The organism is Butyricicoccus intestinisimiae, from assembly GCF_018918345.1.
GTDB lineage: Bacteria > Bacillota > Clostridia > Oscillospirales > Butyricicoccaceae > Butyricicoccus_A > Butyricicoccus_A intestinisimiae.
The window spans coordinates 196912-208567 of sequence record NZ_JAHLQI010000002.1; the positions used below are offsets into that span (position 1 = coordinate 196912).

Below are 11656 nucleotides of genomic sequence, written 5' to 3' on the forward strand. Positions count from 1 at the left end.
CCGGCAATTCCGGCGAGCGGGGATTCCAGCTTCACTTTTTCGCAGCTGCCTTCTGTTCGCGGTCATAGGCCTGCTGGAAGAAGGTCTCCTGTGCGTTGAGCTTGGGCTGATCGTTGCGGTTTCTGCGATAGACACCGTCCGAGCAGAGATTCCACGCCTGACAATTATCGCGCAGCATCACATCAAATGCGGACAGAATTTCCTCCTGCAAAGCCTCGTCGCGAATCGGTGCGGCAACCTCCACGCGGCGCAGGGTGTTGCGCGTCATAAAGTCCGCGGACGCAATGTAAATCTTGCGCTGTTTTCCCGTGCCGAAGATATAAATGCGCGAGTGCTCCAAAAATCTGCCGACAATGCTGACGATGCGGATGTTCTCGGTCTTGCCCGGCACGCCCGGAATCAGGCAGCAGATGCCGCGCACAACCATCTCAATCTTGACGCCCGCCTGCGATGCCGCCATGAGCGCATCGATGATTTTCTTGTCGGTCAGCGAGTTGATTTTGACGCCGATATACGCCTCCTCGCCGCGCTTGGCAAGGGCAATCTGTTCGTCAATCATCTCCAGCACGCGGTTTTGCAGGCAGTGCGGCGCAACGAGCAGCGGGCCGCTCTTTTTGAGCGTCTCGCCCATCGCCAGCGCCTGAAATACCTGTGCGGCGTTACGTCCGATTTCCTGATCGTGCGTCAGCACGGAATAGTCCGTGTACAGGCGGGCGGTTTTTTCGTTGTAATTGCCCGTGCCGATTTGGGTGTAATACTCCGGCTGTCCGCTCTCTCCCATGCGCGTAATCAGGCACAGCTTGGAGTGCACCTTATAGCCGTTGAGACCGTAAATAACGGTACAGCCCGCTTCTTCCAGTCTGCGCGACCATTCGATGTTGTTTTCCTCGTCAAAGCGCGCTTTCAGCTCGACGAGAACCAGCACATCCTTGCCGTTCTCCGCCGCCTCGCACAGCGCCTCGACCACCTGACTGTCCTTTGCCACGCGGTACAGCGTCATCTTGATGGAGACAACCTTCGGGTCTGTCGCCGCCTCATGCAGCATGGTCAAAAACGGTTTGATGCTCTCATACGGATACGAGAGCAGCTTGTCGCTCTCGCGCACCTGATCCAGCACCGGAATCTGCCGCTGTATGCTTGCAGGCTGACGCGGCGAGCGATGCGGATAGAACAGTGCGCTGTTGCCGCGCAGGGTGTTTTGCAGCATGAACAGATACGACAGATCCAGCGGCGTATTGTTTTTGAATACGGCGTATTCCTCGGTTTCCAGATGCTTGCACAGCAGCTTGACAATGCGTTTGTCCAAATCGCGGCTCATTTCCAGACGAATCGGTGCCAGACGGCGGCGCTTTTTCATTAGCCCGCTCATAAACTCGCGGTAGTCCAAATCTTCATCGTACAGCGCATCCGCGTCAATGTCGGCATTTCTCGACACGCGCAGCAGGGACTTCGCCTTGATTTCATAATTCGAAAAGATCTTGCTGATAAAATGCAGAATCAGCTCCTCGCTGAGCATATAGGTCTTGGGGCGCTCGGACACCTGCACCAGGCGCGGCAGCGCACTGCTGGAGCACGCGACAATGCCCACACGCTCCTTTTTCTTGTTCGGCTTTTTGAGCACGGCCGCCGCATAGATTTCCTGATTGCGCAGGAACGGGAACGGCTGGCGCTTGTCCACGACAATCGGGGACAGCAGCGGTGCAACTTCGCGGTCAAAGAAGCCCTCCAGATGCCGGCTCTCCTCCTCGTCAATGGTATGGAAGTCCACAACGCGCACGCCGGCGTCCTCCAGCTCCATCATGAGCTCAGTGAAAATTTCATCTTTTCGGGTGTTCAGGCGATGTACTGCCGCAAAAAATGCACTGAATCTGCTCTGCGGACGTCATATTGGTTTTATTATCCCGAATTTCCTGATCTGAATGCATCTGGTCGACGTGAGTGCCGACGCGCACGCGGAAAAACTCGTCTAAGTTGCTCTGATAAATCGATAGAAACGACAGACGTTCTGCCAGCGGCACATCTTTTCTCGCCGCTTCCTCTAACACACGCTCGTTAAACTTCAGCCAAGACAGCTCTCTGTTGGCATATACCATCTCATGCATACAACTATGACCTCGTTCCTTAATAGTATCTCCCAGTCTAACGGCTGCATGTACAATGTTCTGGTACACAAATGAAAAATCTTTGTAAAGTAATGAGAAGGATTGATATATCTTTCTATCTCGACACGATTTTAGAAGTATGATACAATAATTTCGTCGGCTTCCTCCGCATGGAAGGAGGTGGATTCATGTCATACATAGTATCACTTTGTCTTTCTATCGCGGCAAATGTAATTAGCTATTATATCTGCAAGCGGATGGATAGAAAGTAAGCCCGACACATCCCTCAAAAAAGAACCCCCCAGAGGTGGCCGCCTCTGGGGGGTTCGCTTTTGCATGAACTCATGTCCATAGCATCACTTTAGCTTGGTTTATTATAGCACAGCTTTTGATACATGACAAGAGAGAACGCTTGTTATTTTACCTGCTTGGTGTCAAACCGTGTCGCAATCATATGCACGATATACGGAATCAGGATGACCGGAATCGCCAAATATGCCAGCGCGCTGTACGCCTTTTGAATCAGCGTCAGCAAGCCAAACTGCGCGATGCCAAAATCGACCGCGCAGCAAATCAGCGCCACGGCAATCTGGCGGGAGGTAATCTTCCTGCCCTGCATCTGCTGCGGGCGGGATTTCTCCAAGCCGCTGCAAATGCGCTTGACCATGGCGGCGACCATGTTAACCGCGGTGGATACCGCACCGAGAATAATCAGAATGGAAATCAGCGGCGTCAGGACGTTGTTTCCCACGCCGTTTTGTACCATGAACAGCGTCGGCACGCTCTGGTTCACAATGTCCGGATTGGAGCAGACGGACAGCAGACCCAGAACCACCATGACCATGAGCAGCGCATTGATAATCCAGCCGATGCCCATGCTCTTGACGGCATCATTCGGCTTTTCAAACGACTTGGCGTGCTGAACAAACACCGCGACATTAGCGAGCTGGAAAGTGCCGTACAGAAATGCTGCATACAGCGCCTTGCCAAACGGCGCAGGCTGTGCGGTCATCGCGTGCACGGTCTGCGCAATGGCACCGGAGCCTGCGATAATGTTCGGAATGTACACGACCAGCAGACCGGCAATGATGCAGACAGACAGCACCGAAGCAACCTTGCGCACAAGATCCGTGCCGAAAATCGCCACGATGAAAATAAACGCACCGATCAGCAGCGTGCACAGCAGATACGGCAGGCCGGTCAGCGTGCTCAATGTGGCGCCGCCGGTTGCAAACGCAACGGCGGGTGCGACACACATGACGCACAGATATAATACCTCAAACAAATTGGAAAAAATCGGGGCAAACCTACCGTAAAACGCATTGTTGTATGAGCGATAGTCATATACCTCATGCTTGCGGGCAAAGCGCAGGCAATAGACGAAAAATACGGCGTTGTACAGCATTGCCAGCACCGGCATAAGCAGGCACCAGATGCCGTATTTGACATAATAAGTATAAATCTGCGCGCCGGAGGCAAAGCCGCCGCCGAAATGTGTGGTAAACCACACAAAGGCAATGCCCAAAATCATAGAGCTTGTTTTTGCTTGCTTATTCATGATTCTCGCGTCCTGCTCTTTCCTTTAATTTGCGCATGGCGTCCGTAAGCATCTGCTTGGTGATGGCATACGGATAATGCGCCACATCCGACATGTGCGGAATGCGGTTTGTGCTCTCCTCCCACTGCTGTTCGGAAATTTCGATTTCTTCCAGCGAAACCGGCAGCTTGACCGCCTTGTTGAGCTGATAGACCTTTTCAAACTCCTCGTCCTGTCCATCGACAAGCAGCGCGAGCAGAACACCGAAGCCGACAACCTCGCCGTGCAGATGCTTTTCCTCGATAATCGGATAGCTGGTCAGCGCATAGAAAATGGCATGTGCCAGTCCGCTGTTGTAATCCGGTGTGAAGTCCTTGGTTAAGAAAATCGAAGCGACGCCGGTTGTGACGATGATTGCCAGAATAATCTGCTCGACTTCATAGGAGGAAATGCCCTTCTGATGGTCTGCAAAGCCCTTTGCGCCGTATGCGAGCAGCGGATCGCGGCACATATGCGAGATGGCAACGCCGACCGCCGTGAAATGCTCCAAGCGCTCGTCGCGCGAGGAAATTGTCGCTTCATAGAACTTGGCGTAGGTATCGCCCATGCCCGCCCACATATAGCGGCACGGCGCTTTGGCAATGATTTCTGTGTCAATAAACGCGTGCATCGCGGGACGAACAAAGAAATTCGGCTTCAAAAAAGTACCGTCCTCGTTGTACATGATGGATACGGCGGTGCAGGCGGAGCAGTTGGACGCAATGGTCGGGAACGTAAACACCGGCTTGTCATCCGTGATACACAGGCACTTGACCGTGTCCAGCGCCTTGCCGCCGCCGACGCCAAAGACCATATCCGCTTCGTGATAAATCGGCATGGCGCGCAGGCGCTCAACGTTCGCATAGGTGCAGTCCTGGCCGAACAGCTCGACGCCGATAATCTCCAGCTCGGTCTGCTCTACCGCCGCGCGAATTTTATCCAGCGCCGCATCCAGCGCCTGTCTGCCGCCGATGACCAAAACGGTCTTGCCGTACGATTCACACACCGGTCCAATTTTGTCATAAATGGTATTGCCGATGGAGTAACTCGGCAGATGTACTTCATAATTTTCCAATTTCATAAGTCAAACGCTCCCAACAAGTAAAAATTTGCAACAAAAAAAGCCTTTATCCCACGTTTCGCATCTCTGCGAAATCTCTGGGACAAAAGCTGTCAGCTTCTGCGGTGCCACCCATATTGTCGATATATAACAAATCGGCCACTTTTTCACACACCAACATGTGCGTTCCACGATAACGGCGGGATTCCGTCAGCGCCTACTTGCCGACACGGCGTTCAGGCTGCCCTCACGAGTCCATTCGGCATCATCCATACCACTGTAATCCCACCATCTACAGTTCTCTGTGCGTACTTCACGAAGCGTACTTGTCTCGATCAACGGTTTTCAAATATCGTATTTAAAATACCACACGCGTGCTGGATTGTCAAGACGCAGCGCGAAAATATTTGATACAGGTGTGAACCGCAGACAACAGAAAGACCCCTGCCGGCGCGATTCCGGCAGGAGTTTTCTGGATTCCTCCCGCCCGCGCAGAAGGGGGAAAAACAAACTGCGCGGGCTTTTTCTAACTCTCTCCGCAGGTGTCTGACACCTGCTATATCAAAATCATGGAACAGATGGTAATTGCTTAGTACTTAACCCAAACTTCGCCGTTGTTTGCGGACTCTACGCACTTCTCAATCCACTTGACGCCAGCCAGACCAGCTTCAACGTCCGGATACCAGAAGTCGCCGTACTCTTCTTCGCCCTTGCTCATGCCCTCGATAGCCAGAGCAAAACGACGATACAGGTTTGCCCATGCCTCGAACAGACCCTCTGCATGGCCGCCGCCAATACGGTCTTCTACACGAGCTTCCTCGTACAGGTAGCCTGCGCCACGCTCCAGACGGCGTACCGGCTCGCCCTCGATTTCATAAGTCATCTGGTTCGGACGCTCATCATCCCACTCGATGGAAGCCTTGGAACCAACAACACGGATGACATGACCGTGGCGTGCGCCGCAGTTGATGGAAGAGGACCAGCAGTAAACCTTTGCGCCCTCCTGTACATGCTCGGAACCGTTCAGACGCATCAGGGTGAATGCGTTGTCCTCCAGCTCACGGCCTTCTACGAAAGCATCCTTGGAGCACAGAACCTTGTCAATCTTCATATCCGGAATCATTGCCTCGATGATGTACAGGCAATGGGTGCCAACGTCTGCCATGGCAAAGGACGGGCCTGCCTTCTTCGGGTCAAAGCGCCACTTTGCAGCCGCATTGGTCTCCTCAATTTTGTAGTTGTAGCCGCCGAACGCAAATGACATGTTGATCACGCGGATGTCGCCCAGATCGCCGTTCTTAATCATCTGGCGAGCCTGCTGAATCATCTGATGGCCGGAGTAGCCGTAGGTGACGCCGACAACCAGATTCTTCTTCTTTGCCAGAGCAACCAGCTCCTCGCCTTCCTCGGTGCTGAAGCACAGCGGCTTCTCGCATACAACATGGATGCCGGCTTCCAGAGCAGCCTTGCACACTTCATAGTGCACGCTGTTCGGAGTAGCGATGGAAACAGCCTCAATGCCGTCCTCGCGCTGTGCTTCCTTCTCGAACATGGTCTTGTAGTCCGGATAGCAGCGGTCCGGATCAATGCCCAGCTCAGCGGCAAATGCCATGCCGCGCTCCGGATTGATGTCGAATGCACCTGCTACCAGCTGGAAGTTGTTGTCGCGCAGTGCTGCGGAGCGATGAATGTAGCCGATCTGGCTGCCCTTGCCGCCGCCAACCATAGCCCAGCGAATCGGATGATCCAGAACCTTAGAACCGTTAATCATAGTCATTTCCTCCTAAAAAACTTCTTCTATAAACTCTCTGTGAAAACTCTCAAAAAAATCAGATGTGATAGCCGACAGACTTCAGATAGTCTACGCTGCGCTTGACGTCGCGCAGAGAGGTGTCGGAATTACGCGGATCGCGCTCCTGCTCGATGGTGATGTAGCCGCTGTAGCCGATGTCCTCCAGTGCCTGCTTGATTGCCGGATAGTCCAGCGCGCCGGTGCCGATCGGGCACATCGCGCCCTTGCCGCAGCCGTCAAAGAAGCGGATGTGCTCGCCCAAAACTTCCTCATATACCTTCTGGTCAACGTCCTTGAAGTGCACGTAGTCCAGCTTGTCCTGATACTTCTTCAGGTAGGTCACCGGATCCATGCCGGAGTAGTACAGATGGCCGGTATCCAAGCACAGACCGCAGACATCATACGGAATGTCCTGCATGATGCGCTCGATTTCATCGGAGAACTCGATGTAGGTGCCTGCGTGCGGATGAATGACCGGACGCACGCCCCAGCTGTTTGCTCTGTCGCAGACAGCGCGCACGTTCTTGACGAAAGCAGCCCACTGCTCGTCATCCATGCGCGGTGCGCGGTCGGAATGACCTGCGTTGAAGTCGCGCTCGTCATGCCCCCAGTCCATAACCGTCAGATACGGCGTCGGCCACTTCTGACCCTCGTGTACCGGCAGCTTCGGCATCTTCGGATCGGTGATGAGCTTGCAGATGTCATCGACAGCCTTGAGCACGCTCGGCTGGTTTTCCGGCGTTACCAGATCATGGAAGATGGTGCCGACCACGATGCCCAGACCGTTCTTGTTCAGCTCCTCTGCCACGAGGTCAACATCGTTCGGGATGTAGCCCCAAGGGCCAAGCTCGATGGCACGATAGCCTGCCTGACTTGCTTCGGACAGCACACGGGTCCAAGGCGGCAGATACGGGTTTTTCGGATCGTCTACGCCCCAGCAGCTCGGAGCGCCGCAAATGTTCATGCTCATAGGTACAATCTCCTTTTCTATACTCACGCGGTCTGGTGAAAACCTCACAATCTTGTTGCCAGCTTGTGTATCACCAGCTTGTTTTGACGGTTTGTCGTTCCTGTGTTATGATTCTATTATACGAAATGTTGGAAAAAATACCTTCATTATCTTGTATCTTGACCGACAATTTCACCTGATATTTTGCACAAAATTGCTGCAATTTTTTTGTACACTACACTATCTTGTTGTTTTGTTTCGTTTGGAAGGAGTATGACCATGAAAGACATCCAGACCTTTTCCGACCGTGTGTTCGAAAGCGGCGTTCTTCCGGTGCTCGTCAATGCCAACCGGCAGGACTACGGCAAGGCCAAGCATGACCGCCCGATGCACGGGCACGACTCCATGTGCGAGCTGCTGCTGTGCTACCGCGGCTTCGGCACCTACAACGTCAACGACTTCTCCTATATGATTCAGGAGGGCGATTTCATTTATTACAACTGCGGCGAGCTGCACGAGGTCGTGTCCAACACCGACGTGGAAATCGGCACGTACTGCTTCGGCTTTTCCAACGTGCAGTTTCGCGGGCTGCCCGTCAATCACTGCATTCCGTCCAGCAGCCCGCATGTCCGCGCCTCGCAGGTGCAGTTTCCGTTTCTGCGCAATCTCGCGGAGCAAATTCTCGCGCTCAACGACGGCACGCCGCCGCAGCAGCTGACCGCCCAGACGCTCGGCATCTCTCTGCTCATGCTGGCGGCGCAAATGCCCGTCACCCAGCAGGACAGCGTTGTGCGCAGCTCCGCTTCCCTGCTCACCCGCCGCATCAAGGACTATATTGACGCCCACTACACCGAGCCGCTTAAGCTGGAGGACATCGCCGCCGCGCTCGGATGCAGCGTACCGTATCTGGCGCACACCTTCAAGGACGCCACCGGCTATTCGCCGATTCAATACGCCATTCGCCGCCGCATCGGCTTGGCGCAGACCCTGCTCATCTCCACCGATCATTCCGCCACCCGCATCGCAACGATGGTGGGCTACGACAACACCAACTATTTTAACTCGCTGTTCACGCGCATTGTCGGCACGACGCCGATTCAGTACCGGAAAAAGTATCTGGAAGCGCTGTGTGGGGAACGAAATCAGATGTAAGGCGTGTTTTAGCACTCTCGTCACCAGAGTGCTAATTGTTTACAATTTATTCACAAATCATGCCATCTTTTTTCATAACTGCGGCCTATACTATAGTCAGTTCAAGAGAGGAGCACCAAAGAGGAAGGCTCCGCAAGAAAGAAGGCAGCTAAGATGCAGCAGGATTTCACCCATTGTTAGCACTCAGCTATCGAGAGTGCCAATTGTTTACAAATAAAAAACTCTCTGATTTGACTATCGAAAGGACGATTGATTATGTTTGGCATGGTACCGTTTGATTACAACAACCACAATTGGTTTGACGCATTTGACAACTTTGAAAAGAACTTCTTCGGCAACAGCAATGTTGATCTGCCGGACTTCCGCACCGACATTCGCGCAGTAGATGACAAGTACATCTTAGAAGCTGAGCTGCCGGGCTTTAACAAGGAAGACATTCAGCTGGATGTCAAGGATGGTATTCTGACCATTACTGCCCAGCACACCGAGAACGAGGACGAGAAAAACGACAAGGGCGAATACATCCGCCGCGAACGCCGTTACGGCTCGTTCCGCCGCAGCTTTGATGTCTCCGGCATTGATGAAAACGCCATCACCGCTTCCTACAAGGACGGTGTTCTGGAGCTGACGCTGCCGAAAGCACAGCAGGTTCTGCCGGAATCCAAGAAGATTATGATTGAGTAAGCCTTCTCTTTTCCATATCATTCATGAAAAAAGGTACGCAGCGATGAGCTGCGTACCTTTTTGTTTATGATTTTTTCCTGCCGTGCGCGACAAACAGCACGGTCGAAAGCAGCATGAGCGCGATGAGCACATACAGCACGTACATGCCGCCGCGGATGCCGATTTGATCGGCAATGACGCCGATGACGCTTTGCGTGACAGCGGCGCCGACGCCGGGAATGACGATAAACATGCCCATGCACATCGGATACCGCCCAATCAGGTTGTCACTGCCGCCCAGCGTTGTGCCGTACATGCCCGCGATGAACAGACCGATGCCGAACGTGCCAATCGCCATCGGAACCAGCGAGTGGCTGCACATCATGACGGAAAAGCAGACGGCGGTTCCGATTGTCATGACGCAAATCATGTGCTGCGGCGAAAAGCGTGTGGCGAACCATGCGCTGGCGAACCGCCCGATGAGCAGCGCGCCCCACAGCGCCGTGGCAAGCAGCTGCGCGGTCTGCGCATCCGCTGCACCGGAGTCGATGAAAAAGGTCACGAGCCAGCCGATAACCGACGCTTCAAATGCGAGATAGCACAGCAGCAGCACACTGCAAATCCAAAAAATGCCCTGCTTCAAAAATCCCCAGTCGATTTTTCCTGTCGGTTCCTGCACGCAAAACGCATCCGGTCCAATCTGCGTGCGCACGCCGTGCAGCAGCGAGATGATGCCGATCGCAATCGTGATGCCGAACGCCATGCGCCAAGACGTGCCGCACACCATCATGATGAGCGGTGCCGCGCAGGCGCCAACGGCAAAAAACGCCTGTGCCAGATTGAGCAGGCTGCTGTCATTGTTGGACACCATGCTGGTGATTTGATTGCCGATGTTCGCGGTGCTGCCCTTGCAAATGCCGGTCAGCAGCATGGCAAAAATTAACAGCACCGGATTGCCGGACACCATCATGATTGCCAGACCGACAAACGCCAGCGCGCCAAAAAACAGATACGTGCACTTGGCGCCCAAGCGTCTTGCCGCCAGACTGACCCCAATGCCCATCGCCAGATACCCGATTTGCTGCGCGGACATCATCCAGCCGCCGACCTGATAGCTGATGTGGTATTCCGCTTTGATGGACGGCAGTGCCGAGCCGATCAGCGTCAGATAAATACCCATCGCCAGATACGCCAGAAAAATGTCCTGCATCAAATAGCGGTGTGCCCTCGGCATCTCCCGCATGACAGATGGTTTTCCCATAAATTTTCCTCCCGTTTCTTTACCAGTGATATCTGGATTATACCACGGGATGCACGTGTTCGGCTATGCCTTATCACGCCAAATTCTTGCACAAAAAAAGCGGACTTCCCGAGAAGTCCGCTTTTTGGTTTACTCGATATTGTGTCTGCCGTCCAGTGCGCGCATCAGCGTCACTTCGTCGATATACTCCAGCTGTCCGCCAACCGGAATGCCGTATGCAAGGCGGCTGACGCGAATGTGAAACGGCTTGAGCAGCCGTGCCAAATACATCGCCGTCGCTTCGCCCTCCGTGTCCGGATTGGTCGCCAGAATCACTTCTTCGATGTCCTCCTCTGCCACGCGATGCAGCAGCTCCCGAATGCTCAAATCATCCGGTCCGACATGGTTGAGCGGAGAAATCGTGCCGTGCAGCACATGATACAGCCCCTGATATTCGCGCGTCTTTTCAAACGCCAGCACGTCCTTCGGGTCTGCCACGACGCAAATCGTCTTGTGATCCCGTGCCGGATCCGCGCAAATCGGGCACAGCTCTTCATCCGTCAGGTTCTGACACACAGGACACAGATGAATTGTGTTTTTCGCGGCGGTAATCGCCTGCGCGAGCTTGTCCGCGTCCTCTTTGGGCAGATTTAAAATGTGAAACGCCAACCGCTGCGCCGTCTTGCGCCCGATGCCGGGGAGCTTGGAAAACTCATCAATCAGCGTTTCGACAGATGGTGCAAAATAATTCATGGACAATTAAAACAGTCCCGGCATACCGCCGCCGGTTGCCTGCTTCATGATGGCTGCGCTCTCCTCGTCTGCCTGCTTAAGTGCCTGATTGACCGCAGTGACGATGAGATCCTGCAGCATTTCTACATCATCCGGATCCACTGCTTCCGGATCCAGCTTGAGGCTGACCAGATTGTTGGAGCCCTTGACAACAGCGGTCACTGCGCCGCCGCCTGCGGTCGCGGTGTATTCCTTGTTGCCCAGCTCCTCCTGTGCCTTGACCATTTCTTCCTGCATCTTCTGCGCCTTTTTAATCATCGCGCTCATGTTCATGCCGCCGCCCATGCCGGCGCCGCCTCTGCCATATCCGTTAAACTTTCTAGCCATTGT

11 protein-coding genes and 1 other annotated feature are annotated in these 11656 nt (G+C 53.9%); of the genes, 2 read left to right on the forward strand and 9 right to left on the reverse strand.

What is annotated here, in order from left to right; genetic code table 11:
* Positions 1–31: 31 nt before the first annotated feature.
* From ppk1 to KQI75_RS04360, 6 genes are all read right to left on the reverse strand, one after another.
* Positions 32–1837, reverse strand: a complete 1806-nt coding sequence (gene ppk1, locus KQI75_RS04340) for a polyphosphate kinase 1 (protein ID WP_407927186.1) — start codon at positions 1835–1837, stop codon at positions 32–34.
* Entirely contained in the window at positions 1818–2102 is a 285-nt protein-coding gene (locus KQI75_RS13815) for a hypothetical protein (RefSeq protein WP_407927183.1), read from the reverse strand. Before KQI75_RS13815 ends, ppk1 begins: the two co-directional genes overlap by 20 nt.
* A 415-nt stretch (positions 2103–2517) precedes the next feature.
* Positions 2518–3660, reverse strand: coding sequence for a YkvI family membrane protein (locus KQI75_RS04345; protein WP_216469513.1), 1143 nt, complete (start codon positions 3658–3660; stop codon positions 2518–2520).
* The gene (locus tag KQI75_RS04350) at positions 3653–4759 is read right to left on the reverse strand and encodes an iron-containing alcohol dehydrogenase family protein (RefSeq protein WP_216469514.1); all 1107 of its coding nucleotides are present in this window, start codon (positions 4757–4759) and stop codon (positions 3653–3655) included. Before KQI75_RS04350 ends, KQI75_RS04345 begins: the two co-directional genes overlap by 8 nt.
* Positions 4760–4834: 75 nt before the next feature.
* Positions 4835–5086: a binding site (T-box leader), on the reverse strand.
* A gap of 241 nt (positions 5087–5327) precedes the next feature.
* Complete coding sequence (locus tag KQI75_RS04355; RefSeq protein WP_216469515.1) at positions 5328–6509, reverse strand: Gfo/Idh/MocA family protein; 1182 nt, start codon at positions 6507–6509, stop codon at positions 5328–5330.
* Positions 6510–6567: 58 nt separating this feature from the next.
* Positions 6568–7500: a sugar phosphate isomerase/epimerase family protein gene (locus KQI75_RS04360; protein WP_216469516.1), complete on the reverse strand. Its 933-nt coding sequence runs from the start codon at positions 7498–7500 to the stop codon at positions 6568–6570.
* Positions 7501–7758: 258 nt separating this feature from the next.
* On the opposite strand from KQI75_RS04360, the gene KQI75_RS04365 reads away from it, so the two are divergent.
* Together KQI75_RS04365 and KQI75_RS04370 are read left to right on the forward strand one after the other, a co-directional pair.
* Positions 7759–8631, forward strand: a complete 873-nt coding sequence (locus tag KQI75_RS04365; RefSeq protein WP_216469517.1) for a helix-turn-helix domain-containing protein — start codon at positions 7759–7761, stop codon at positions 8629–8631.
* A 255-nt stretch (positions 8632–8886) separates the two neighbouring features.
* Complete coding sequence (locus tag KQI75_RS04370) at positions 8887–9315, forward strand: Hsp20/alpha crystallin family protein (RefSeq protein ID WP_216469518.1); 429 nt, start codon at positions 8887–8889, stop codon at positions 9313–9315.
* A gap of 64 nt (positions 9316–9379) precedes the next feature.
* Here the strand turns inward: KQI75_RS04370 and KQI75_RS04375 are convergent, their stop codons facing one another.
* From KQI75_RS04375 to KQI75_RS04385, 3 genes are all read right to left on the reverse strand, one after another.
* Positions 9380–10555 carry an MFS transporter gene (locus tag KQI75_RS04375; protein ID WP_216469519.1) on the reverse strand — a complete coding sequence of 392 codons (1176 nt, stop codon included), beginning with the start codon at positions 10553–10555 and terminating at the stop codon, positions 9380–9382.
* A gap of 129 nt (positions 10556–10684) precedes the next feature.
* Entirely contained in the window at positions 10685–11287 is a 603-nt protein-coding gene (gene recR / locus KQI75_RS04380) for a recombination mediator RecR (protein WP_216469520.1), read from the reverse strand.
* 6 nt (positions 11288–11293) lie between these two features.
* On the reverse strand, positions 11294–11653 hold the full coding sequence (locus KQI75_RS04385; protein ID WP_216469521.1) for a YbaB/EbfC family nucleoid-associated protein: 360 nt from the start codon (positions 11651–11653) through the stop codon (positions 11294–11296).
* Between the last annotated feature and the right edge of the window lie 3 nt (positions 11654–11656).

What these genes read in the sequence shown, in the direction of transcription:
- KQI75_RS04355 (WP_216469515.1), bottom strand. Translation starts at nt 6,509, where the DNA reads ATGATTAACGGTTCTAAGGTTCTGGATCATCCGATTCGCTGGGCTATG.
- KQI75_RS04365 (WP_216469517.1), top strand. Translation starts at nt 7,759, where the DNA reads ATGAAAGACATCCAGACCTTTTCCGACCGTGTGTTCGAAAGCGGCGTT.
- KQI75_RS04370 (WP_216469518.1), top strand. Translation starts at nt 8,887, where the DNA reads ATGTTTGGCATGGTACCGTTTGATTACAACAACCACAATTGGTTTGAC.
- KQI75_RS04375 (WP_216469519.1), bottom strand. Translation starts at nt 10,555, where the DNA reads ATGGGAAAACCATCTGTCATGCGGGAGATGCCGAGGGCACACCGCTAT.
- KQI75_RS04345 (WP_216469513.1), bottom strand. Translation starts at nt 3,660, where the DNA reads ATGAATAAGCAAGCAAAAACAAGCTCTATGATTTTGGGCATTGCCTTT.
- KQI75_RS13815 (WP_407927183.1), bottom strand. Translation starts at nt 2,102, where the DNA reads ATGCATGAGATGGTATATGCCAACAGAGAGCTGTCTTGGCTGAAGTTT.
- KQI75_RS04360 (WP_216469516.1), bottom strand. Translation starts at nt 7,500, where the DNA reads ATGAGCATGAACATTTGCGGCGCTCCGAGCTGCTGGGGCGTAGACGAT.
- recR (WP_216469520.1), bottom strand. Translation starts at nt 11,287, where the DNA reads ATGAATTATTTTGCACCATCTGTCGAAACGCTGATTGATGAGTTTTCC.
- KQI75_RS04385 (WP_216469521.1), bottom strand. Translation starts at nt 11,653, where the DNA reads ATGGCTAGAAAGTTTAACGGATATGGCAGAGGCGGCGCCGGCATGGGC.
- KQI75_RS04350 (WP_216469514.1), bottom strand. Translation starts at nt 4,759, where the DNA reads ATGAAATTGGAAAATTATGAAGTACATCTGCCGAGTTACTCCATCGGC.